This window comes from Leptothoe sp. LEGE 181152 (assembly GCF_032906605.1).
Classification (GTDB): domain Bacteria; phylum Cyanobacteriota; class Cyanobacteriia; order Phormidesmidales; family Phormidesmidaceae; genus Leptothoe; species Leptothoe turfae.
In genome coordinates, this window is record NZ_JASATU010000065.1 from 296,155 (window position 1) to 321,831 (window position 25,677).

Genomic DNA, 25,677 nt, shown 5'->3' on the forward strand with positions numbered 1-25,677 from the left:
GTGGGTCATTAGTTCTGGCTCCATTCAGGGTTAAGGGTTACGATACTATAATGCGTTCGATTCTACGTAAGATCACGGTTAACTTATAAATTGACGTACTTGATTTAGCCGCAATGCTTCAAAAGACGACTCTGCCATAGCTTTAGTCCTAGTATGGTCGTTTTCCATAATGGCGATAATGCCAATAGCCTTAGCACGGTCGTTTTCCATAATGGCGATAATGCCAATAGTCCTGCAGAATCTTGTCATGATCAAAGCAGAGACTATCAGGCAGCTCCCATAGATCGAACACCTTAAAGTTTTTGGCATCGTCCCCCGCAGTGGGTTCTCCAGTAGCTGTCGCTAAGAAAACAATACTAATGGTGTGTTTACGTTGGTCCCGGCTGGGGTCAGAATACACATGAAATTGCTCTAGTAGCTTGATATCTAACCCAATTTCCTCTTTCGCCTCGCGAATTGCTGCTGTTTCCACCGACTCGCCGTAGTCCACAAAACCACCGGGAATTGCCCAACCCAATGGTGGGTTCAACCGCTCAATCAAAATAATCGGACGATTTGGTCGATCGATTAATTCAATAATGATGTCGACAGTGGGAGCGGGATTGCGATAGGCCATAGGGTCGCTAACAGGTGTTCTTAACAGGACGGTCTTGCATCAAATAACCATGCTAAAGTCAATTGGCTTGGATTAAGGCCAAGACATTGTCAAAGCTTAAGCTCTTAGACTTTGCTTTGGTGAAGAACGGCTGTGCGACTCCCTGTCTTTACATCCATGCCTTTATAAAACAGTGGGCATTGCCCTTCAACTAACCCAGTACCCTTTATTCTTCACCCTTCGTCATGGCATTCACCCGAGCTAGTGGTATTTTGTTGCACCCCACGTCGCTACCCAGTCGTTATGGCATTGGAGATTTGGGACAAGCGGCCTATGGTTTTGTGGATTTTTTAGTGGAAACTAAACAGCAGCTTTGGCAAATTTTGCCCCTAGGACCAACGGGCCACGGTAACTCTCCCTACATGTGCTATTCGGCCATGGCCGGTAATCCTTTGTTGATTAGCTTAGATGAATTAGCAGAGCAGGGGCTATTGGAGAAAGCTGATCTGGGAGAGGTGCCTGAGTTTTCCGCTGAGCGGGTGGAATATCACAAAGTGATTCCCCATAAGCTGGAATTACTAAAGAAAGCGGCTCAAAAATTCCAGATGAAGGAGCCTCAAGAGTTTCAGGAGTTTTGTCAGGCCCAGGCCTTTTGGCTAGAGGATTACAGTCTGTTTATGGCGCTGAAGGATGCCAATCAGGGGGCCAGCTGGACTGATTGGGACCGGGCAATTGCTAAGCGGGAACCAGAAGCGTTAGACCTGTGGCGAACTAAGTTGGCGGATGCCATCTTTTTGCAGAAGTTTTTCCAGTTTGAGTTCTGTCGCCAGTGGTTTGCCCTCAAAGCCTATGCTAATGAGCGACAGATTCAGATTATTGGCGATATGCCGATATATGTGGCCCACGATAGTGCGGATGTATGGGCATTCCCCGAGAACTTTATGGTGGACCCTGAGACACTGCTGCCGTCTCAGATGGCAGGGGTGCCGCCGGATTATTTTAGTGAAACCGGTCAGCTGTGGGGGAACCCCACCTATAACTGGGAAGAGCTAGAAGAAACCCAGTTTGATTGGTGGCTTAAACGAATTAAAACGTCCCTATCCTATGTGGATCAGATTCGCATTGATCATTTTCGTGGGTTTGAGTCCTATTGGGCGGTGCCTGAAGGTGAAGAAACCGCGATGAATGGTCAGTGGGTTGAAGCACCCGGTGTGCCGCTGTTTGAACGGGTGGAAGAAGTATTGGGTAAGCTACCGTTTTTAGCAGAAGATCTTGGCATCATCACCCCTGAAGTAGAAGCTCTGCGGGATAAGTTTGGTTTCCCAGGCATGAAGATTCTCCAGTTTGCCTTTGGCTCGGACCATCGTAATCCGTATTTGCCATTTAATTGCGATCGCAATTTTGTTATTTACACAGGCACCCACGACAATGACACCACCGTTGGTTGGTATAGCAAGGCCAATGATTATGAAAAACAACGCCTGATCGACTTTGTGGGTGGTGTGGCCCCGGAATCAGTGCATTGGGCGATGATTCGTTTGGCCCTGTCTTCTGTGGCTACTCTATCTATCGTTCCCCTGCAAGATTTACTCGGTCTAGGCTCCGAAGCCCGCATGAATACCCCAGGACTCGCCGAAGGTAACTGGGAGTGGCGGTTTGATGCTGCCATGTTGAATCCCACTGTATGCCATCAATTTAGAACCCTCACAGAGTTGTACGGGCGCGCTACCCATCAATGGCCCTAAACATCGTCAATCTTGATGGATTTACTTGATATTGATCGGGCAATGACGTAGCCATTGCTTAAGTTTTGTCATGAAAATCTCTATTAACTTTGTCTGTGTTTGTAAACGAAGTTAATAGAAAAATTTCGAGAAGATAAAAATTTAGTTAACGCTCCAGAATGATTTATGGGTCAAGTTAACAGAGGTGGAAGACTGGTTTATAGCTTGTGGAGTTTCCCCTACACAACTCGACGTGTAGTCAAATTTACTGAAAATGATCAGTTCAAACAGGGGTCTTCCTTGCAATATCCCTGATAGAATCCAACCTAGAGGTAATTAAGGCGACATGTATGGCCATGGTTTCTAGCGGGCTAGCTCCTATCCAGTCCTCGCTGCGGGTAGGTTTAGGTAGAGTGTTAGTCGTTGAAGACGAAGAGCTGATCAGAGAGACAGTAGCGCTGGCCTTAGCTGAAGAAGGATTTGAAATTGTCGTTGCCGCAGACGGCCCAACAGCGTTAGAGAAATTACTGGGTTCGGCTGATGGTAGCAAAGATGCAATTCCAGACATCAGTCTGGTGATTTTGGATCTGATGTTGCCAGGAATGAATGGATTAGATCTTTGTCGATTGGTACGGCATCGAGGTCTGAATGTGCCCATTTTGATCCTCAGTGCCAAGGGGACAGAAATGGATCGCGTTGTCGGTTTAGAAGTGGGTGCCGATGACTACCTGTCTAAGCCATTTGGCATGCGTGAGCTGATTGCTAGATGTCGGGCTTTGCTGCGCCGCTATCAATCTACGGCTAAGTCAGAAGATAGTTCCGCACTGCGCTTTGAGGGTATTACGCTACATCCCAATGAGTGCAGGGCATTTCTCAACGATGTTGAACTTAACTTGTCGCCAAAAGAATTCAAAATCCTAGAGCTGTTTATGGGACGACCTCGTCGGGTGTGGTCCCGAGATCAGATTATTGATCGTGTCTGGGGGTATGACTTTATGGGGGATAACAAGACAGTGGATGTGCACATCCGTTGGTTGCGCGAAAAATTGGAAGAAGATCCAAGTAAGCCTAAGTACTTGAAGACTGTGCGTGGGTTTGGTTATCGATTGGGTTAAATGATTAGAATGCAAAGTTGCAGTACTTAATACTGCAATTGGTCCGAATCCATAGCTGACTGATTGTTAAGATATCTATGCCCTTAAGCATATCTATGCCTAAGGGCTACAGGATAGTGAATTGTTATGGGGCGTAGGATGGATACTGCCAACCCTCTTCGCTATGGTCAAAATCCCCCATGAACCGGTTGCGGTAAATCGTAAACAGTTTCTCCACGGCATGGTGGTTTCACCCCACACGGTTGCCGCCAAAGCTGGTGAGACAATTTTGCAGCAGGGTGGCAATGCTGTCGATGCAGCCATTGCTGTCAGTGCTGCCCTGTCAGTTACCTATCCCCACATGAATGGTCTGGGTGGGGACGGTCTGTGGTTGATTTATGATGCGTCCACTCGGCAGGTAAACGGCTTGAATGGATCAGGTCGTTCGGCTGCCTGCTTGAATAAGCCCATGGTGCTCTCGCAGCGAGGGGCCGCCGCTGCCATAACGGTACCTGGAGCTGTTGATGCTTGGTGGGAGGCCCATCAACGGTTTGGGCAGTGGCCCTGGGCATCTCTGCTGAAGCCTGCTATAGAGCTGGCCCAAACGGGCTACCCGCTGTCGTCATCCCAGTTTCGCTGGACTCGGAAAGATCGAGACCTATTGATTAGGGACGCTGGGGCAGCAGCCACATTTTTGGCCCCTGAACAACGTCCTGGTTGCACGGTTAAAAATCCAGCATTAGCACAGGTACTGGAAACCCTGGCTAGGGATGGTGTGGATGCTTTTTATCGTGGGCCTATTGCCCGCGCCATTGTTGATTATGTTGCGCCCCTGGGGAGTCCCCTGAGCTTGGGAGATTTTGCCAATCACCAGAGCGACTGGGTGGAGCCGATGACGACCACCTATCGAGACCATACCATCTATCAGCTGCCCCCCAATACTCAGGGGCTGTCAGTGTTGCAGATTCTGAATTTAATTGAGCCCTACGACATCGCTAATTTGGATGAGGTCAGCTATTACCATCTGATGGTGGAAGCGACTAAGCTGGCGTTTTGCGATCGTGACCGTTGGATTGGCGATCCCTCATTTACCCATGTCCCACTAGAGCAGTTAGCCTCAAAGGCCTATGCCGATCGGCTAAGAACTCAAATTAATTTATCCCAGGCCCGAGTTGAAAACCCCTTGCCAAAGGGGGGCGATACTATCTATGCAGCGGTTGTAGATCGCTACGGTAACGCTGTTTCCTGGCTGCAAAGTTTATATTTTGACTATGGCTGTGGCGTTGCGCCCCCAGAGCTAGGCTTTGTGCTTAACAATCGAGGTGCTATCTTTTCCCCTGATCCAAACCATGCCAATGGAGTAGCTCCTGGTAAACGCCCCCTCCAGACATTGATTCCTGGGATGGCTTTGCAACATGAACGACCTCACCTGGTTTTTGGGACCATGGGTGGGGAAGGTCAGCCTCAAACCCAAGTTGCCCTGCTTACCCGTGTCTTAGATCTGGGCGTCGATATTCAAACTGCCATCAATATGCCCCGCTGGCGTTGGGGCCGTACCTGGGGTGAAACGTCTGCTCGACTGGCGTTAGAAGGACGTATTAGTGATGACATTTGCCATGGGCTACGCCAGCGCAAACATCAGCTTCAAATCGAGGCGAATTGGTCCGAAGCCATGGGCCATGCCCACATGATTCAGGTGCAGAAGACCCGTCTTTTTGGGGCCTGTGACCCCCGAAGTGACGGTTTAGCCATTGGCGTTGGTTAGAGTGAAATCGAGCAGACCCTTCAGATCGGTTCACAAAAGATAAATAAAGGCAAAATAAAAATTTTTTAGAAAAAGGTTATTTGGCTGGCCAGGAAATAGCTAAAACCTTGGCAACATCTCTAACCGGCTGCGGCAACGACTAAAGGTTGCCGCAGCTTCATCCCTGGTTTCACTTCAAATCTTACAAAAATCCTTGATGGAAGTTTGTTAGAGTAGTCGCGCACGTAGTTCCATGCCCCCATGACTTCGCCTAATACAGATAGACCTCCTAAAGGGCGGCTATTTTGGAAAAAAGTAGCCATTACCCTAGGGGCAGGTACCCTCATACTTGGCACCGCTGCCGCCATAGGGGCTTGGGTTTTTATCAATAGAGGATTAACGCCGCTATTGGAACGGCGACTCTCCACTCTTTTAGAACGTGAATTAGAACTCGGTGACCTACAGGGCCTCTCTTGGAATGGTTTACGGGTAGGGCCTTCTAAATTAAATGCTACGGAAACCGATCCCACCTATGCGACGGCGCAGACTGTAGATGTGGGATTTAATCCACTGCAGGTGCTATTCCAACGGGAGCTAGAGATTGACCTCAGGTTAGTCGGGGCCGAGGGCTATGTGGAGCAGCACCCGGATGATGGCTGGCTAGGCATTGATGTACCCACATTTGAACCGGTGGAAGATCCGCTAATCAAGGTGCGGATGGATGATATTGATTTGGTAGATAGCCAAATCACTGTGGTCCCCTTACCAGCGGATGGGGCAGAGCCGACACCGTTAACGTTGGTCGATCTTAATGGCACTGTGGCGATTGAGCCAGTGGACGTTAATGGCCAGGAGGCACAACGAATAGAGTTTGTAGCCACCATCACACCGCCCAACGAGGGTGATTTAGAAATCACTGGTGCTGTAGTGCCGACACCTTCTGGGAATGATGAACAGCCTATACAGCAAGAAATTAGGCTGAATGTCAATGCTCAAGGAGTCGCTGCTGAGACGGGTTTGGCCTTTCTGTTGCCCACGTTAGGACAACAGAATTTGCCCCTGGCAGCGACGGCTGGCCGGGTTAGCGGTAACTGGACCGTTTCATTCTTGCCAGACCAACCGGTAACCGTGGATGGAGCCGGTAGCCTTGATAATGGTCAGCTACAGCTGACATCCCTGCCAAATACGGGCCCCTGGGGTAATACTATCGAGGATATCGATGCTGAAGCTCGATTTAAGGGCACTACGATTACGGTTGACAGCGCCAGGGGAAACTATGAAGACTTGGTGGCTACGGCCACGGGTACCGTTGACTGGAATGGCGACTATGACCTGACTGCCCAGGTTGCAGATGTGGACCTTGAACAGCTGTTAGAGCGTTCTGAGGTGGAGTCGCCCATTGCTCTAAGCGGTGTTTTTGACAGCAACATCGCGATTACGGGGCCAATTTTGCAGCCCCAACTCTCTGCCAGGGTTGTGGCTGATGGCCCAGTCACCGTTGATCGACTGGTGCTGAATGATGTCAATGCTGATGTGGTGCTAGAAAGCGATCGCATTGAAAATTTATTAAACACGGTGACGGTGGCTCAAATTAGTGCCACCCCCGAGCTTGGGGGGCAAGTCACGGGTAGTGGTGTTTTGAATCTGGCAAATTTACCCGATGGCCCACCAGAGTTGGACTTTGAGGCTACGGCGACGAATGTGCCAGGGGATGCGATTGTTGCGCTCTATGATGTTGAGCAACTGCCAGTCACCCTGGGCGCGATTGTTGCGACAGCAACAGTTACCGGTCCCATTGCTGCCTTAGAAGCCCGAGTTAATGTCCAGGCCCCCACCCTTGCCTATGGCGGTCAGGTTTATCCAGCCAATGCCACGGCAGTGTTTGCCGATGGCGGTTTCTCCATTCCCCAGGCATTGGTGCAGGTGGGTGCAGGTACTCTAACCGGTAGCGGTGACGTCGGGACAGATAGCTGGCAGGCCAATATCGCCGCTAATAATATCGATTTACAGGCATTGGGCATTGCCCAGGCTCTCGCGGGTAATCTCAATGCCGATGTTGCCCTGGCAGGTCCGGTTCAAGGGGCTTCCCTGGAAAACCTGCTGGCCATGGGAGACTACAATCTGCAGTTGGCCGATGGGTCAGTACAGGGCAATGCAGAGCTGGTAAACGGTCGCTGGCAAACCGATGCCAACCTCAACACCATTGGCCTCAGTCAGTTTGCAGCACAGCTAGGGGGCACCACCAGCGGCACTGTAACCTTATCGGGGGATGTCAACGCGCGTACCCTGGCAGATCTGCGCGGGCGTGGCGATTTAAGTTTCTCCGCGGGCCTGGCCGGATTCTCGCCGCAGCTAGCCGGGTTAGACGCGCCCCTCACCAGTCGCTTTGCCTGGACCGGCCAAGACCTGCTCATTGAAGACGCTAATAGTGATCAGCTCCAGGCACGGGGGGTAATTTCTCCCCAGTTTGAAGGCAATCAGTATCAGGGGATTCGTGGGTTTGAGTTAGATTTAGACGCCCAGCGCTATCCGTTGGCACTACTGCCTGTCCCTGTCCCCTTATCCGGTTTTGCTTCATTATCAGACGGACGGTTAGTGGGCACCCTCGATAACCCCCAGTTTAGCGGTACCCTTCTACTGGAAGATTTTGCCGTCAATCAGGTCGCCTTTGATCCAGTGCTATTGGGGCCGGTCAGCTACCAGGGTCCATCAGGACTGATGGTGGATTTAGATAGCCAAACGGGGCCAGCCAGCCCCGATGGTCTAGCCGATGGCATTGCGGTTAATTTTCAAGCTCCCCGAAATATAAACTTTGATGTCAGCTGGCAAGGGGCCCAAGCCTCTGGCCGCACCGAGGGAGATATTTTACGGGCCACACTACAGGATCTGCCGCTGCAGGCCTTAGGCTTACCAGCGGTAGAGCGTCTGGGGGGAGGCCTTAAGGGCACCCTGTCTTCCCGGGGTGAATGGGTCGTCGACTTGAATCGTCAAACCCTGGTGGGCGATGTCTTTATTGCTCAGCCAGGGGTGGGGTATCTCAATGCTCAACAGCTTACGGGGCAATTGGCCTATCGGGATCGGCGGGTCTTTGTGGAACGGGGTGAGCTCATTTTCAACCCATGCTCCAATCGGCTCAATGGTCAGGCATTGCCCTCCTACTGTGGCGCTCCGGATGTGGCTGACAGTATCTATCGCTTCAATGGCAATGTGCAGCTGGATACCCTGGCTTACAATGCAAATGTTTCTGTCGAAAATGGTGATATCAAGGACGTATTCACGGCCCTTGCGATTACAGACCTGGATGATTTAATCCAAACATTTCAGGCTCCAACGTGGGTAGAAAATCAGCCGTCTCCTGAAGAGATTCCACAGGTATTAGCTACCCAGGCGACGGGTAATACCGAAGCAGCATTATTAGACCAAATCCGTCGGTTGGCGGAAATTCAAGATATTCAGGAGCAGGAGGCTCTGGCTGAGGCGCAGAACCCGATTCCGCCCCTAGATGAGCTGGAAGGACGATTTGATGCGACTGTTCGCCTCAGCGGTCGCCCCCAGGAAATTCCCGAAATTATGTTTGACGTTGACGGTCGTTCCTGGACTTGGACCAGGGACTTTGTGGCCGATCGGGTGGTGGCGCGGGGGCAGCTGGCCAATGGCAACCTAACGCTACAGCCTGTGCGTTTAGAGACCGCTTTGCCACCGGACGGAGAAGGGAATCCACGTCAGGCATTTGTTAACTTGGCCGGTAACCTATCGCTGGTGGAAGAAGATGCATCCAGTCTGCAGTTGGTGGCTGAGGACCTGCCGGTGGCAGCGGTGCGTGATATTTTCAATTTGCCAGTGGGGCTAGAGGGGCGATTGGATTCGATCGCAAACTTTAGTGGCGGTTTGGGCAATCCAACGTTGCGAGGGGATGTTGTCCTGACCGATGGCAGCATTAACGAGCAACCCATTGAGCAGGCGGAAAGCCTATTCCTATATGAAAATGCTCGCCTGCTGTTGCAAGGTGAGTTGCTACAAGTCGATAATCCCCAGCCCCTGACCCTGGTGGGAGATATTCCCTATGCCTTTGACTTTATGACCGTGCAACCCGCTGATGATCGGATTGCATTGACCCTGGATGTGGCTGATGAGGGATTAGCTCTGCTCAATGTTCTCAACAATCAGGTGATATGGGAGTCTGGCAAGGGGCAAGTCTCCCTTGAGGTGGGGGGGCGATTGAGTCGACCCACCATCAGCGGTTCGATGAATGTGCGAGAGGCGGTGTTGCGATCGCCATTGCTACCCGATCCCCTCACAGACTTTAACGGAAGCGTTGTTTTTGAAAACAATCAGATCAATGTGCTGGAGTTGCAAGGACAGTACGGTAACGGTCGGCTACAGGCCGCAGGGAGCTTCCCCCTATCATTTCCTTTTATTATCGATAGCGCCGAGCTGGCCCTTTTAGGAGCTGACGACCCAAGCGATGTCGCCGAGGACAACGATGCCACACCTGCTGTTACAAATCCTCCCATTGCCGATGCTGCTATTCCAATGCATCCCTCTGGTGCCCTGACGTTTACCCTGGACGACATCGATCTAGACCTGCGGGGTATTTATGAAGGAGGCGTTAACGGCCAAGTGGTCGTCGGTGGCAGCCTCTTATTAGGTGGGCCTCAGTTAGGTGGTGTGGTAGAGCTTGCTAACGGTCGTTTGTTTTTACCTGAAGGGGGTGACGCCGCGCCCACATCAGAACCAGAACAAATCTCCAACTTTATTCCTCGGTTTGAAAATCTCAAACTTACGTTGGCGAGAAACATCCAGATCCAACAAAGTAATTTACTGAATGTAGTTGCCCAAGGAGATTTGCGCGTTACCGGTCCCCTCAGACCATTTCGAGCCATTGAACCCGAAGGAACTATTCGGTTACGGTCTGGCCGCATTAATCTCTTAACCACCACATTCCGATTAGCCGGTCGTGATAACGTGGCGCGATTTGTGCCGGAGCGAGGGATCGCTGATCCACTCCTGGATATACGATTGCGTACCTCGGTGACCGAAACCCAACAGCTGAGTCCTGGGGTAGAAGCAACAGCATTTGCCTCCTCAGAAGTGGCCGATACGTCTGTCGATCCCTTCCAGGGCACTGCGGGCATCGAAACGATTCGTATACGAGCTACCTATCAAGGCAGTGCCAGTAACCTCCTCGAAAGTTTATTCCTCTCAGACATCAGTGATTCAGTGATTGAATTTTCTAGTTCCCCCCCTCGCTCTAGACAGGAAATTGTTAATTTACTTAGCGGTAGCTATATTGCTGCATTACAGTCGGGGCAAGGGGTGATTAACTTCTTTGGAGGAGCGTTGCTAAATACTGTGCAGGATTTTGTGATCAGCAGACTCAACCTGAGTGAATTCCGTCTGTTTCCTGTAACTGGTGCTTCTCGATTCTCCAACGAGGAAAATAGTGGTTCTGCCCTAGATGTTGCCACTGAAGTGGGATTTGATGTGACTGATAACATCACCCTATCACTGTTGAAAATTTTGACCGATAGCACCCCTGCAGAATTTAACGTGCAATATCGCCTGAGTGACGAATTTTCCATCCGTGGCACCACTAATTTCGACGATCGCAATCGAGTTTTGCTAGAGTTTGAAACACGGTTTTAGTCTAGATACTTTCTACCTGGACATGGCTTCTCATAAATTTATCAAATTGCTGATAAACGCTGTGGGTGGTGTATCTATACTGATAACTAGTCTCAGTAGACGAAGTCAACCAAAGGCAGCTCCCACCACACACTTGGCTTGATTGCTATGCAATCGTACTGAGCGCACCTCCCGGATCATTTCCTAATATTTAACCATCCGTCCACTTCCTATGAATCAGCTCATATCTCGGCTTACTCGCCCTGCCCTAGCGGCACTTCTGGCTTTGTTTGGTTGTGGCTGGACGGCACAGGCTGTAGAGGCCCAAGCCCTGCTGCCCTATACGCTCCCCCTAGATGAAGAACGGCTGACAGCAACGGGGCTCACCTTGGCTCAGGAGGCGGCTCAGCTGGCTCAGTTCCAGCAATACGAGGAAGCCTTGGCGCGGATTCAACTGGCCGCTCAGCTTGCGCCCCAGGACCCGCAAATTCTGGCGTTGATGGGAAGCTTGCACCTCCAGGTTGGCGACAGTGCTGCAGCGGTGACTGCCTTAGAAACTGCCAAATCCATCAGCAACGACGATCCCGTTATTTGGTTTACCCTAGGGTCCGCCTACTTTAGTGAAGGAAAGTATCTCCAGGCGTCTAACTCCCTAGAGAAGGGGCTGAGTTTAGAACCCGGCAATCCCGGAGCTCACTTTGATTTAGGCAATGCCTATTACAAACTTAACCGTTATGATAAAGCTATTGAGCAGTATGAATCTGCCATTAGCTTTAACGAGTCTTTCTGGCCAGCGGTTAACAATATTGGTCTGGTTCTGTATGAAATGGGGCAATTAGAACCTGCTATTGAGCAATGGGAGCGCTCTCTGACTCTTTCTGATGAAGAGCCCGAGCCGACATTGGCCATTGCCGTTGCTCGTTATGCTGCCAATATCAATCGCCCTGCTGCTATTGAATCGGCCACTGCAGCACTGGAGCGTGACAGTCGCTATGCTGACTTGGCGTTCCTTGAAGAGAATCTTTGGGGTGATCGTTTACTGAGCGCAACAGAAGCTATGTTCGGTACACCCGGAATCCAAGAGGTTCTGGCTGGACTGTAGACGAAGCCTGACTTAAACCAACAATTTAGATCCTCCAATAAATATACTACCTAGGCATTTAGGTAGTATATTTGATCTAACTTAATTGTTCTATAGAGGTTTAATTTTTTTGACTGATTGCATCTGCTATGGCTAATCGCTGATCATAGCCTTAACATCGTCCACAAATTTTTGGTGGTCAACAATGGGTTTAGAGATATAGCCATCGGCTCCGCTTTGCTGTAAAAAGTTTTCGCGATCGCCATCCATAGCATGGGCTGTCACCAAGATAATTGGTAAGGCTGCAGTGCTACTATTTGCTTTCAGCATTTGGGTGATACGGATGCCATCTACCGGTTTCCCTTGATAAACACTATGGGATAGGGAAACATCCATTAAAATAACGTCTATTTCACCGCTTTCTGCAATCTGTATGACTTCATCCACGTTTTCTGTATGTTTGACCGCTAAGCCGCCGCGCTTCGTCAAAATCTTGGAGAAAACGCGTGCGTTGATCATGTCGTCTTCCACAATTAAAACTGTTTTCATAGGCGGTTTTGTTAACACAGCAAAGTTACTATAGCCGTTGTTGGTCATTGACCTGGGTTCAATAGGTCAATTCAGGGCTTGTTGAAAAAACACTGACCCAGTGACGCAGGCGTTATCAAGTCTATTGAATTCTTGATCGATTTGGATTTGAACTATTGCGGATCCATAACGCTTGTGTATAAGGTACAGCATTGGTAAGGCTAATTACTGTCTTTAGGACGGCTTTCAAGGATACGAAATCATGGCAAACCAGCTAAATGCGTTTTCGGATGAGCAAATTGTTGTCACTTCTCTTCATACAGAGGTGCAACGATCATATCTGGAATATGCCATGAGCGTAATTGTGGGGCGGGCCTTGCCAGACGTGCGTGATGGCCTGAAACCAGTGCATCGGCGCATCCTTTATGCAATGCACGAATTGGGTTTGACACCCGACCGGCCCTTCCGCAAATGTGCCCGTGTAGTTGGGGATGTGCTGGGTAAATATCATCCCCATGGCGATCAGGCGGTTTATGATGCGCTAGTGCGTATGGTTCAGGATTTTTCGACTCGCTATCCGCTGCTAGATGGCCATGGAAACTTTGGGTCAGTGGATAATGATCCCCCAGCGGCCATGCGTTATACAGAAACGCGGTTGGCCTCTGTAAGCCATGAGTCTTTACTGGGTGAAATCAGCGAAGCCACTGTCGATTTTATTGATAACTTTGATAGCTCTCAGCAAGAACCAACGGTATTGCCAGCCCAACTGCCTAATTTATTGCTCAATGGCAGTTCTGGTATTGCGGTGGGGATGGCAACGAACATTCCTCCCCATAATTTGGGAGAGATCATTGATGGTTTGATCGCGATTATTGATCGGCCCACGATTTCAGATGAAGCACTGTTTAAGCTGATTCCTGGTCCAGATTTCCCGACGGGAGGGGAGATTACGGGTACCAAAGGCATTCACGATGCTTATCGTACTGGTCGCGGCAGTATTCCGGTGCGAGGGATTGCTGGCTTTGAGGAAATTCAACCAGGTAAGGGACGACAGCGTCGCAATGCCATTGTGGTGACAGAACTGCCCTATCAGGTAAACAAAGCGGGCTGGATTGAAAAGGTGGCTAATCTGGTCAATCAAGGCAAGCTTGATGGCATTGCGGATATTCGTGATGAAAGCGATCGCGATGGCATGCGGGTAGTGATCGAGTTGAAGCGAGAAGCTCATCCCCACAGTATTTTGGCCGCCCTCTACAAGATGACGCCCCTGCAAAGTAATTTTGGGGCCATTATGTTGGCACTTGATGGGGGGCAGCCGATTCAGATGCCCCTGCGTCACATGCTCCAGTCTTTTCTGGATTTTCGTGAAGAGACACTAGTCCGACAGTACACTAACGAACTCGAAAAAACTGATCGACGCCTGCATATAGTCGAAGGTCTGTTGACGGCCCTCGATAGCATTGATGAAGTGATCGAAATTCTGCGGGCTGCGCCAGATGGTTCCTCGGCAAAGCTGGAGATTAGTGAACAATTTGAGTTGAGCGATCGCCAGGCCGATGCAATTTTGGCCATGCCCCTAAGGCGCTTGGTCGGCTTAGAACAAGACAATCTGCTTAACGAGTTTGATGAGCTATCGACGACAAAAGAAAACTTAGAGCGTTTACTCTCGGATCGCAAAGAACGACTCAAGGCCCTCAAGAAAGATCTTAGAAAGCTCAAGAAGACCTTTGGTGATAAGCGTAGAACTCGTTTGCAAACCGCTAGCGAACGGGCGGCTGAGGAAGAACGGTTGGCTAATCTTGTGGCTGAGGCCCAGGAAGAGGAAACTGTGGTGGAGCTGACTCGTAAAGGCTATGTCAGACGTTTGTCGCCGCGAACTTATCAGCGACGGCAGGGCAAACAAGAAGATCTGCCCATTAAGCTGACTGAGCTTGATGATGTGACAACCCAGACGGAGTTTGCATGGACCACCCATAATTTGTTGGTATTTTCTCGAGATGGTAAAGCCTTTAGTCTAGCGGTGGGGGATATCCCCCTGGCTCAGCGACAGCAGTCTAAGGGGCAACCTTTGGTTAATTTGTTGCCCGATGCCATTGGGAATGATCCGGATGCTGTGCTTCCTCCTATTTTGATGACGGATGAGGTGATGACACAGCAGATTATTTTGGTGACCGCCCAAGGAAAAATCAAACGGTTGCCGTTGACCGAGTTTGAATCGATTACTGGACGTGGGTTAGTGGCAATTAAGCTCAAGCCCGGGGACCACTTAGCCCATGCGGTGATTGCTGATTTAGAGCAGGATCTGATGCTGGCTTCTTCTGGAGGACGTCTTTTGCGATTTACCATTGATCGTGAGCAGTTGCCGGATACTAGTCGAAATTCCCAGGGCACCCAAGCTATTCGGGTACTCAAGGGCGAATCTGTTGTCGGCTGTGTGCCGATTCACAATAAGAGCAGGCTGTTGCTGATGTCGACGAAGGGCTATGCCAAACGGATGCAGGTGGCTGCGATTAAGCGCAGTAGCCGAGGGGGGATTGGTTCTCAGTCGTTTAAGTTTAGTCAAACTGGCGATCGCCTGATGATATCGTTAGAGGCTCCTGACTCTGCTGACTTTATTGTCATGACCAGTGAAGAGCGAGTGGCTGGTTTGGCCGCCGAGCGTGTGCCGTTGCAGGGACGAAGTCAACCGTGCGATCGCATGTTTACCCCTGCTCGCGGTGAGCTTATTACCGATATTCTGGTATCTGTAGATTGCGTTGCTAACTAAGCTGCGCCTAATTGTCCTGATACCTAACTAGGAATCCAACGTGGCCGAAGTTGTTATAGACAACGTTTATAAGACATTTCCGCGTCAATCCTCCGAGGCTAAGTCAGCAACGGTGCTCAAGCGGATCCATCTAGAGGTCGAAGACGGTGAGTTTATGGTGCTTGTAGGACCGTCTGGCTGTGGCAAAAGTACGCTACTGCGTCTGATTGCTGGGTTAGAAAGTATTACTGGCGGCACCATTACCATCGGTGAGCAGCGGGTGAACGCTTTGCCTCCCAAACAAAGGGATGTGGCCATGGTGTTTCAAAGTTATGCCCTCTATCCCCATCTCAGCGTGTATGACAACCTGGCCTTTGGTCTGCGGCGCACCGCTGGTGATTTACCGACAATCGCCCGTTGGCAACAAGCATTATTCGGGGTGAGTCGGCTACTGCCCCCAGGGTTTCACTATTGGCCAGAGCGGGAACAGGCCATTGCTAAACGGGTAAAAGCCATTGCAGAGATTTTGCAAATTACGCCATTGTTAAAACGGTTGCCCCGCCAACTCTCCGGTGGGCAAAAACAGCGTGTAGCCTTGGGGCGGGCCATGGCCCGTAATCCCCAGGTGTTTTTAATGGATGAACCCCTATCTAACTTGGACGCGAAGCTGCGCACCGAGACCCGTGCCCAAATTGTCACTCTGCAGCGTCGGCTCGGGACCACCACGATTTATGTCACCCACGATCAGGTGGAAGCCATGACCATGGGTGACCGGATTGCTGTGATGAACCAGGGGGTGATTCAGCAGATCGCTGCCCCTCTAGAGCTATATCGTTCGCCGGTTAATCGGTTTGTGGCCGCGTTTATTGGTTCACCACCGATGAACTTTCTCACGGTACAGGTACAGGCTCCCCTAACCTTGACTCATCCTGCTTTTCGAGTGACATTACCGAGCCATTGGGAGCCGATTTTGACGGCCTATGGCAATCAACCGTTGACCCTGGGCATTCGTCCCGAACACCTCCGCCTCACAGTGCCTGCCCCTAAACATCTGGCCGTTACTGTGGTCCGTGCTGAGGCCCTGGGGAGTGAAACATACCTCACGGTAGCTTTGGCGGATGGCATGGGAGTGGGTGCTGCCGGGGATGTATCGGAGGAAAAAACACTGCGAATGCGTCTTGATGGTGTTGAAGAGTCGGTGCCTCGCCCCGGCGATCAGCTGACCATTGGGATTCGAGTGGAGCATGTTCATCTGTTTGATCCAGAGACTGGGGCAGCCATTAATGTAGCTTGACGCCCATAGTTCACAACATCAATCGCAACCGTTAGTTGCCAGATTTTAGTTATCAGATTTGTGGCGTAAGCGTAACCCCAACCCTGTCAGGATTGCGATCGCAACACCTGATGTGGGTTCCGGTACTGAGGGTGGATCAACAATGTCTGGTTCTTTAACCATCACCTGGAAATTGCTAATGGTCACCTGGGCCCGCCCCCCGCGATTATCAGCTGTGCCAATTTCAAACCCAAAGATTTGATTGGCGGCAACCTTGACCAAACTGCTGCCCGATTGCGTTGCAGACCCATTGCGATCGATAAGCTCGGTAAAGACCCCATCCGTCTTGAGAGACGTGGGGGGGAAATTGCCCAGAGCAAACCCAAAGGGGTCAAAGGCAGGACCAAATGTATCAGCTGTGGTGTAGTCCCAGTCAAACGAAATTATGCTGGTTTCTGGCACAGTCACAAATACAGTTGTGAAGCTGGTGTCGCATAAAAACAATAGGTTTGGCTGAACGGTGTCGCATGCCAACCCAAACTCATCCAAAATTGAAGCCTGATCGCTACCCAGTAAAGTTAATGAATCCGGTGCATTTGTAAAATCTACCGAGCCATTAAAGGGAGCTAGCGGAACACCCTCGATCGTGATTTTTGAATTGTCGATACCTGGAAATGCTGGACTACTGTTGAACAACTCCCAGTTTTCGGGGGCAAAGTTGTCCACAAAACCCTGGGCACTCACTGTCTGGGCTGTTGTGCCAATGACAACAGCAGATGTAACCAATGCGCCTAAAACAGTATTTATAATGGCTTTTGCCATCGTATTCCGCAGTAAAAAACCTTAACCTTATTGCTTTAACAAGGGTTAGTAGACCTAACCGGAAGATGACCTGATATCCGTACAAATCAATACGTGCCTAAAGACGTATTTCCGATTGATTTGCCATTACGCCGAATATAATCTTCCTAAAATTGAAATGCCGAGATTGGCGACGGGCATTTACATAAACAATATTGTTGCTTTGGCTTTGTTAAGGTTGGTTGATGGCAAACTCACAAGTTTCAGTAAAGACCAATTAATTGGCAATAAATTCTGAGATTGGCATCAGTAATTACGCTGTTTTTTGTGGGTCAACTTGCCTTTTCTAGAGTACGGACATGTAGCGGGTTTAGCGTGAAACGTCTGATAATCCTTGATATAGCATCAAATACCGTAACTATGCGATACAAAAAAGTTGCGGATTATATCTTCCTATCAATAATTTTTCAGAATACGGCCCTGGCCCATACACTTATTACTCAAACGCTGTAGCTTTAAAGGCGCGACTTGATAGCCAGCGTGAACATTATGGGACAGCATTGGGACAGAAAAAAAATTGGCTTACTGACAAGTGGTGGAGACTGTGCAGGTCTCAATGCCGCCTTACGAGCGGTGGTGCACCGAGCCAATGGCTATGGATGGGAGGTAGTCGGTATTTCCCGAGCTACCCAAGGCTTAATGGCCCGCCCACCTGAGTATGTGGAATTTGATGTATCGAGTACCCATAACTTATTACTAGCGGGTGGCACCGTTCTGGGGACTACAAATAAGGGAAATCCGTTTGATTTTCCTTTGTCCGATGGATCTACTTGCGATCGCTCCCAAGACATTATCGACGGTTACCATCTGCTCGGGTTAGATGCCCTGATTGGTATCGGGGGGGACGGCAGCATGGCCATCCTACGTCGCCTCGCCCAGCAAGGAGGTCTAAACTTAGTCGGTATTCCCAAAACCATCGACAATGACCTTGGCTGTACCGAGCGTTCCATTGGGTTTGACACGGCGGTAAATATTGCAACCGAGGCCCTGGATCGGCTGCATTTCACTGCGGCTAGCCATTCTCGGGTGATGATTTTAGAAGTGATGGGGCGAGATGCCGGTCATATTGCCCTCAATGCCGGCATTGCCGGGGGAGCTGACATTGTCCTGTTGCCTGAAATTCCCTACACAATCGATAACATTTGCCAAACCATTAAAGGCCTAAAGCGCAATTTTGCCACCATCATTGTGGCGGAGGCGGTGTGTACCGAAGCTGGTGAAAAAGTTGTTCAAACCAATCGTTTGGGGCAGTGTCGCCTGGGCGGTATTGGTGAATATTTAGCAGAGCAAATTACTGAGAACATTGGTGCTGAAACTCGTGTGACTGTACTTGGTCATGTGCAGCGGGGGGGGACACCGTCACCGTTAGATCGAGTTCTAGCGACGGCCTTCGGCGTAGAGGCCGTGGATTTGATTGCTGCTGAAAAGTACGACCACATGGTGAGCTGGCAAAATCGTCAGGTGGTGCATGTGCCCATTACCGAGGCGATTGCTGAATATCGGGCTGTGAACCCCCAGGATACGCTGGTTAAAACGGCCCGAGGCATGGGTATCTGCTTGGGAGATACTAACTGTCACGCGGTCAACACCCATATTCGCCGTGACGCTACGGTGTTTGCCTAGGCCCTACGCTTGTCAGCGAGATTCTGGGCTTTCCAGGGCTGGTTGCTCTGAAGTTTTAGCTTGAATCTTTAGAACAGCCAGCTATCCTGTTGCCTACGTAGACAGCTGGGTGAATGTAAGCTTCTGTTAACCAATGACATGATTGCGCGGGTGACGATAGACAATAACCCCATGTCTTCAGTCATTGTTCGTACCTATTAGCACACCACTCTATGCAATTTGCTAAATCGTTGACGTCGACCCAAGATGACACCCAAGAAAAAATTCTCGGGGCGGCCCAACGACTGTTTGCTCGCAACGGGTATGGTGGTACGACTACTCGAGATTTAGCCCAAGCTGCTGGTGTAGCTGAAGGCACGCTATTTAGACACTTTGAAAATAAAAAGGCGATTCTAATTGAAGTTGCCACCCGAGGTTGGGTAGATTTACTGACTGATTTACTGACTGAGCTCAGTGAAATGGCTAACTATAAGGCCATTGCTAAGGTGATGCGTAAACGCATGTTGAACCTGTCTGCCAATACTGACATGTTGCGCGTCTGTTTTATGGAAGCTCAGTTTCACCCAGAGTTACGGGAGCGGGTGCAGGCTGAAGTCATTGCCAAAATGACCGATGTTGCCGAAGCATTTTTCCAAACGGCCATGGATCGAGGCACCTATCGCCCCATGAACCCTCGGGTTGTTGCTCGGATTTTCCTGGGTATGTTTACGATCGCAGGGTTTAGCCAGGTTACGCTGGCTGATGAAGCAAACTCCCCCCAGGATATGAAAGAGCTGGCGGAAACCCTGGCGGATATTTTTCTCAATGGAGTATTGGCAGCAAACTCTGAGGCCTAGTTCTGCCGTCTAGGCAATAGGCTATTGAGATCATCCGCATTCACTCGATAGGCTGCCCCAAACCCCATCACGAACTGTCCGGCTTGGGGCTGTAGTTGAAAGACTTGAAAATCCGGTAGTCCTTTCATCAGGCCGATCACGTCACCAAACCGTTGTTCAAAGCGATCAATGAGCGTTTGCCATTGGGGGGTATCGCGGGGCAAGGGGGTGGCAGTGCACTCATAGGTGAGCCGACGTCGTGCAAAAATCTCCTGTGTTGCTGCTTCATCTTCGATAAAAAGAACGCTGGCCCGACAGGTTTGTTTGAGGTTGGTGGTGTGGGTTGATAACCCACTGACATATAGGTAAAGGGTCTTATCCCCATCCATCAAAAACGGTGCATAACTAGCCTGGGGAACACCCTCGGCGCTGACGGTGCTCAGGATGATACTGCGAAACTTTTCAGGAAATTCTTGATAAATCTTAGTCACACGGGTTAAGTCAGCCATAGTTTCATGAAAGGGGCCTGTTTTTCTGGTGCGCTTTAAAAAGTAACACCCGTAGCGATGGCCCCATGGAGTTTCTATCCTTCCGGTAAAATACTCAAGCTAGTTATCTAATGTCCCACTATGGCTCGTCGAATTATTCAAACTGATCAGGCTCCCGCTCCTGTTGGTCCCTACAATCAGGCCATTGTGGCTTCAGGGGAAATGGTGTTTGCCTCAGGGCAGGTAGCTTTAGACCCGGCCACTGGAGCTTTGGTAGGTGAAGGCGATGTGGCGGCCCAAACTAAGCAGTGTTTAGATAATCTCACTGCTGTTTTAGCGGCGGCAGGAGCAACCATGGCCGATGTAGTTAAGACATCGGTTTTTCTCAAGGATATGAATGACTTTGCCACGGTAAATGGTGTTTATGCCAAGTACTTTGACGAAGCGACAGCTCCTGCCCGAGCCTGTGTGGAGGTGGCTCGTTTGCCTAAGGATGTTTTAGTGGAAATCGAGTGTATCGCGGTGACATAGGTCTAAAGGGGCGTTGCATGCAATGCCCCACCGGTTGACGGTTTGGGTTTCGCGCGTTAATGTACAAATATCTAGGCGCAAATTGCTTAGGCCGCTATCATTTGTAAAAGTCTTAATCCCATGCGTCACCAATTCTTCTATTTTTGGTTTAGCCAGGTTCACCGACCATGAACCCGAGCGCTAGCATGGGATGTCGGTGAACCGCAGGGCAAACGCTCTGCGGTTTTGCTTTATTCATCAGTACCCGTTTTATTTTTGACACCATGACCGTTAGCTACAGCTGGCAATTTACTTTTTACTTTTTTACGCCACCACCGGGTAGGTAGCGTTAGCGTTTGCTGTACTGACTTGCCCGGAGCCCAAAAGGCTGCGGGCTTTTTGTTTTTTTGCTGTTATTGATTCCCTAGACCCATGAAAGACGCCAAACTTGTTGCTAAAAGTCGTGCTAATCACATTAGTGAAATTGAGATTGCACCTGCCTTAGCGGGGCAGGCCTCATCGATCACCGTCGGTGGCAAAGACCTATTTATTGTTGGCGGCCCCTGCGCGATCGAAAGCATGGCTCAAATGGAGGCCATCGCCCAGGCTCAACTGCCGATCCAGGGATTGCGAGGGGGGATTTACAAACCGCGCACATCTCCCTATTCATTCCAGGGGTTGGGGGATGTCGGCCTGGATATTCTCTCGGCCATCCGCAAACGCTATGGTTTGCCTGTGATTACTGAAGTAATGGCGATCCATCAAATTGAAAAGCTGGCTCCCCATGCAGATGTTTTGCAGATCGGTAGCCGCAACATGCAAAATTTTGATTTGCTCAAGGCCCTTGGAGAGGTCAATAAGCCCGTCTTGCTGAAGCGAGGTTTGGCAGCAACGGTGAGCGAGTTTGTCATGGCCGCAGAGTATATCGCTAGCCACGGTAATCCCAACATTATTCTCTGTGAGCGAGGTATTCGCAGCTTTGATAGCCACACTCGCAACGTGCTTGATCTGGGAGCTGTGGTTGCCCTCAAGCAACTTACCCACTTGCCTGTGCTTGTTGATCCTAGCCATGCCACTGGCAAGCGAGAGTTGGTTGCGCCCTTAGCTCGGGCTGCGATCGCAGCTGGTGCCGATGGTTTGATCATTGAATGCCATCCAGACCCCGATCAATCCGTCAGTGATGCCAGACAGACCATTAGCTTAGAGGCCATGGCTAACCTTGTAGACAGTTTAGGCCCCATCGCTCAGGCTGTGGGACGAGCTGTGAAACCCTCAGCGTCACTAAAGCTAGTGGCGTAATTGAGGGAGTGGTTCTTCCAAAATTAATGCACATCCCTGGAACAACGCCTGAAAGCGTGATGTCAGTAAAAGTTAAAAACATATCAGGATGCTATCACCAAACTTTAGGCTGTCCATATCTACAGATCTAAGTATGGCTGAGACACTGAACTCCATTGGAGTCAGGGGTTGGCAGGCCTGTAAGGTTCTATCACAAGTTCCGGAGGGATGTGCTCTTTTTATAGGATGTTCTGACGTCTAAGTTTTTAGTAGTACAACTATTCAGAGCTACTTAGTTAGCTTTTGGTTATTAATACATAAATATTAGTCAAGATGTGGTCATCGGATACTAGCCTCTTGACTCCTAGGATTTAATCTCGTCGTGTAGATGAAATTCAAACATTGGTTATTACGGTTCATGTTGCGCATTCAGATCTCAATTAAATAGTCAAAACATTTTATTTGAATTTCTAGGAGAAATCTGAGGTGAGACGAAAGCACTTTTTAAAGGGGATACCTGCTGTCGCTACACTCTCAGTTCTGGCAATTCTAGGCCTTAAAAGTGTTGCTGTAGATTTTGATCAATATCGGAGCTACAGCGCGTTAATTTCGGATCAGCTAGTTAACGAGGCGGCGACTCAACTAGCCTTACAAAATATTCGCTTTACCATTTCACAAAATGGTCAATCCCTGAATACGGCTTTATTAGAAGCCGAAAAAGTACAGGCTCAACTGACGGAAAGCATTCCGCCGTCCATATCGCCCAAGGATGAAAGCAGTTTGCAAAAACAACTGGCGTTTAATGCTGAACTGTTGGCAGAAAAACGACAGCTTATAGGGCAACTGGAAGTCCACCACGCTGAATTGAGGACAGCGTTAGCTCAAGAAGCTAATTTGCTAAATGGGTTGAATGGCAGTCTCAGGCTTGAGGTGGGGGCTTTACTAGATGATTTGTCTCTCTATGTCGTGACCAGTGATGAGAAACTTGTTGCTGGTATAAAAGCAAAACTTAGGCGTCTAGGTACTCGAGCAGGCACGAGCGCTGAGACTCAACAGCAAATGACTCAGCTGGTGCAAATGGTGTTAGATAACAAACCGGCTGCAGATGCGTTAGTGGCGCAGGTATTTAATTTACCATTAACCAATAATATTCGAGCTCTAGAGGAGCAGTTTGATGACATTCATCAAGCAACGCGATCGCGACTGGCCCTTTATCGCAACCTGGTCTACATCCTGTCATTTGTCAGTTCAGGCATGATGGCGTTCTGGGTGATCAATCGCCTTCAGCAATCAAGTCAAAAAACAGTGCGAGTGCTAGAAAGCATTACGGATGCCTTTATTGCTGTGGATCGCACTTGGTCAATTACCTACGTCAATGCCCAAGCCGCCGATATTCTCAATTGTGATATTCCAGGGCTGCTGGGCCAAGACTTTTGGAAAGTTTTACCAGAGTCTCTCGGCAAACGATTTACCGAATATTATCGCCGGGCTGTTGCCACCAACCTTGAGGTCGTTAGCTTTGAAACCTATTACGAGCCCACTGAACGCTGGCTGATGGTGCGTGGTTATCCTGGTCTAGATGGCTTATCCATCTTTTTACAGGATTTTACAGAGCGCAAACAGGCTGAAGAGCAGCTGATTGACCTTAATCGCGATCTGGATAACCGAGTCAAAGACCGCACAGCACAGCTAGCCAATGCCATGGAAGAAGCTGAAACAGCGCGGGTAAAAGCAGAAGATGCCAATCGCTCAAAGAGTGAATTCTTGGCCAACATGAGTCATGAGCTACGTACGCCGCTCAACGCCATCATTGGCTACAGCGAAATGTTGGAAGAAGATGTCACTAGCATCGGTGAAGAAGACTTTGTTCCTGATTTACAAAAAATTCAAGGTGCAGGTAAACATCTTTTAGGGCTGATCAACTCAGTCCTTGATCTATCCAAAATCGAAGCCGGTCGAATGGAACTCTTCTTGGAAGATATCTGTGTGAAGACCATTCTGGATGAGATTATAGGCACCATTCAACCCCTTGCTCAAAAGAATGGGAATCAGCTGCATATGTCCTGTCCGGATGATATCGGCATGTTGCATGCAGACCAGGTTAAACTCCAACAGAGTTTAATTAATTTACTCAGTAATGCCTGTAAATTTACCGAAAATGGTGAGATTACCCTGGCGGTTGAACCAACGGTGTCAGTTGGCTCTCAGGCAAATGAAGACAATTGGCTACAGTTTACCGTTACAGACACTGGAATTGGTATGACCCCTGAACAGATGGATAAGGTCTTCCAGGCCTTTACCCAGGCAGATACCTCAACCACTCGAAAATATGGAGGTACTGGTTTGGGTTTGACAATTACCAAACAGTTTATCTCCATGATGGGAGGCAATGTATCGGTTGATAGCACCTACGGAGAAGGCACAACCTTTACCATTGCTGTGCCCAGAAACGTCCAGCTGGAAGAATCATCCCATGAAACCTTCTTTGCCCCCCCGGTTCACTTAATAGATAGGGAGTCTATTTCAGCGCTCCATGAGTTATCAGGTCGCGCATTAGAAAAGACCATCTTGGTAATCGATAGTGATATCGAGGCTTGTGAGAGTTTGCATAGTTGGCTGACAGATGCCGGTTACAATGTTGTGTCTGCGGCAGATGGTCAGCAAGGTCTGGCGCTAGCTGACGAGCTACTTCCCGATGCCATCATTTTAGACATGATGTTGCCCGATCAAGATGCATGGTTAATTTTGCAAGACTTAAAAACAATGCCAGCGGTCTCCCAGGTCCCGGTTATTTTGCTGTCAATGACTGAAGAAGCTGACCGTGCTCACCAGTTAGGTGTCACGGATTACATGCTCAAGCCCATTGATCACATTCGTTTAATCGACCTTTTGAATAACCAAATTCCTGAACAAACATCCCCCAGGATTTTAGTGGTCGATGATGATATCAATGCTAGAGAGATTATGGCGCGTTTTTTACAGCAGTATGATTGGACTGTGGTGCTTGCGGCCAATGGTCAGCAGGCGTTGGACTATCTCAATAGGGCTGTCCCTGACTTAATTGTGCTAGATCTGATGATGCCTGGTCTGGATGGTTTTGAGTTTGTTCAAATTTTGCGTCAAACACCTAGCTGGCGAAATATCCCTGTCATTATTGTCACTGCAAAAACACTGACAGCTAAAGATCAAAAGCGTTTAGAAGGTGTTGTTAGAGTGTATCAAAAGGCTGATTTCAACCGTCAGGATCTGTTGAGCGAAGTGCGCTCCCTAGTATTTGCTGAGGTCGACAGTACACCGATAGCAGGATAATAGCTGTTTTCTCTTCTAGACAGCTGGGGGTTCAGAGATCAGTAAATCTGCTGCCTAGTTTGCGTGATGTTGCCATGAAGGCTGGTAAAAATAGATATAGTGTCCGTAACTAACTACGTGTATTTTCCGGAACCCATTGTAATTCTGGAGCATCTCTATAAAGATGTTTTGTCGTTGCTAAAAAAATGTGACGGCAGTGCAAATTATCCCTGGTACCTATCTTCATCAGATGTTTAAAGGGCATCATAAACTAATTAATGAAGCCTTGATACCTTATAAGTAAGTATCCCGTAGATTAACTCTTTATTTGTTAAAACAAAATAGGACATCAGTTTTCATTGATAAAAATTGCTCGACTCCACTATTGTTATGTTGAATAGATT

15 protein-coding genes and 1 pseudogene are annotated in these 25,677 nt (G+C 49.3%); 12 read left to right on the top strand and 4 right to left on the bottom strand.

Annotation, left to right across the window (positions count from 1 at the left end):
- Positions 1–190 precede the first annotated feature (190 nt).
- Positions 191–616: an NUDIX domain-containing protein gene (locus QGP82_RS30405; RefSeq protein ID WP_163660796.1), complete on the bottom strand. Its 426-nt coding sequence runs from the start codon at positions 614–616 to the stop codon at positions 191–193.
- A 206-nt stretch (positions 617–822) separates the two neighbouring features.
- Between QGP82_RS30405 and malQ the strand changes: the two are divergent.
- From malQ to QGP82_RS30430, 5 genes and pseudogenes are all read left to right on the top strand, one after another.
- Positions 823–2,340, top strand: a pseudogene (gene malQ / locus QGP82_RS30410) (4-alpha-glucanotransferase); the annotation flags it as partial.
- Positions 2,341–2,669: 329 nt separating this feature from the next.
- Positions 2,670–3,434, top strand: coding sequence for a response regulator transcription factor (locus QGP82_RS30415; RefSeq protein WP_163660800.1), 765 nt, complete (start codon positions 2,670–2,672; stop codon positions 3,432–3,434).
- A 163-nt stretch (positions 3,435–3,597) separates the two neighbouring features.
- The gene (gene ggt / locus QGP82_RS30420) at positions 3,598–5,178 is read left to right on the top strand and encodes a gamma-glutamyltransferase (protein ID WP_499061880.1); all 1,581 of its coding nucleotides are present in this window, start codon (positions 3,598–3,600) and stop codon (positions 5,176–5,178) included.
- 240 nt (positions 5,179–5,418) lie between these two features.
- Positions 5,419–10,803 (top strand): translocation/assembly module TamB domain-containing protein, encoded by a 5,385-nt coding sequence (locus QGP82_RS30425; RefSeq protein ID WP_499061881.1) that lies wholly within the window; start codon positions 5,419–5,421, stop codon positions 10,801–10,803.
- A 211-nt stretch (positions 10,804–11,014) separates the two neighbouring features.
- Entirely contained in the window at positions 11,015–11,884 is an 870-nt protein-coding gene (locus QGP82_RS30430; protein ID WP_163660806.1) for a tetratricopeptide repeat protein, read from the top strand.
- 132 nt (positions 11,885–12,016) lie between these two features.
- Here the strand turns inward: QGP82_RS30430 and QGP82_RS30435 are convergent, their stop codons facing one another.
- Positions 12,017–12,412 carry a response regulator gene (locus tag QGP82_RS30435; protein ID WP_036020131.1) on the bottom strand — a complete coding sequence of 132 codons (396 nt, stop codon included), beginning with the start codon at positions 12,410–12,412 and terminating at the stop codon, positions 12,017–12,019.
- A 241-nt stretch (positions 12,413–12,653) separates the two neighbouring features.
- Between QGP82_RS30435 and gyrA the strand changes: the two genes are divergently transcribed.
- Positions 12,654–15,158 carry a DNA gyrase subunit A gene (gene gyrA / locus QGP82_RS30440; protein ID WP_499061883.1) on the top strand — a complete coding sequence of 835 codons (2,505 nt, stop codon included), beginning with the start codon at positions 12,654–12,656 and terminating at the stop codon, positions 15,156–15,158.
- 40 nt (positions 15,159–15,198) lie between these two features.
- A complete protein-coding gene (locus QGP82_RS30445; protein ID WP_490795491.1) occupies positions 15,199–16,431 on the top strand; it encodes an ABC transporter ATP-binding protein in 1,233 nt (410 codons plus the stop codon).
- A gap of 45 nt (positions 16,432–16,476) precedes the next feature.
- Here the strand turns inward: QGP82_RS30445 and QGP82_RS30450 are convergent, their stop codons facing one another.
- The gene (locus QGP82_RS30450; protein ID WP_163660812.1) at positions 16,477–17,232 is read right to left on the bottom strand and encodes a hypothetical protein; all 756 of its coding nucleotides are present in this window, start codon (positions 17,230–17,232) and stop codon (positions 16,477–16,479) included.
- Between the two features lie 528 nt (positions 17,233–17,760).
- Between QGP82_RS30450 and QGP82_RS30455 the strand changes: the two genes are divergently transcribed.
- Both QGP82_RS30455 and QGP82_RS30460 read left to right on the top strand, forming a co-directional pair.
- Positions 17,761–18,894, top strand: coding sequence for an ATP-dependent 6-phosphofructokinase (locus tag QGP82_RS30455; protein WP_163660814.1), 1,134 nt, complete (start codon positions 17,761–17,763; stop codon positions 18,892–18,894).
- Between the two features lie 212 nt (positions 18,895–19,106).
- Positions 19,107–19,730 carry a TetR/AcrR family transcriptional regulator gene (locus QGP82_RS30460; RefSeq protein WP_006515089.1) on the top strand — a complete coding sequence of 208 codons (624 nt, stop codon included), beginning with the start codon at positions 19,107–19,109 and terminating at the stop codon, positions 19,728–19,730.
- Here the strand turns inward: QGP82_RS30460 and QGP82_RS30465 are convergent.
- Complete coding sequence (locus QGP82_RS30465) at positions 19,727–20,218, bottom strand: HugZ family pyridoxamine 5'-phosphate oxidase (RefSeq protein ID WP_499061884.1); 492 nt, start codon at positions 20,216–20,218, stop codon at positions 19,727–19,729. The genes QGP82_RS30460 and QGP82_RS30465 overlap by 4 nt on opposite strands.
- A gap of 120 nt (positions 20,219–20,338) precedes the next feature.
- Between QGP82_RS30465 and QGP82_RS30470 the strand changes: the two genes are divergently transcribed.
- The 3 genes from QGP82_RS30470 (at position 20,339) to QGP82_RS30480 (ending at position 25,294) form a co-directional block, all read left to right on the top strand.
- Positions 20,339–20,728 (top strand): RidA family protein, encoded by a 390-nt coding sequence (locus QGP82_RS30470; RefSeq protein WP_163660819.1) that lies wholly within the window; start codon positions 20,339–20,341, stop codon positions 20,726–20,728.
- Positions 20,729–21,139: 411 nt separating this feature from the next.
- Entirely contained in the window at positions 21,140–22,006 is an 867-nt protein-coding gene (gene aroF, locus QGP82_RS30475; protein WP_499061885.1) for a 3-deoxy-7-phosphoheptulonate synthase, read from the top strand.
- Between the two features lie 465 nt (positions 22,007–22,471).
- Positions 22,472–25,294 (top strand): response regulator, encoded by a 2,823-nt coding sequence (locus tag QGP82_RS30480; RefSeq protein WP_499061886.1) that lies wholly within the window; start codon positions 22,472–22,474, stop codon positions 25,292–25,294.
- The last annotated feature ends 383 nt before the right edge of the window (positions 25,295–25,677 follow it).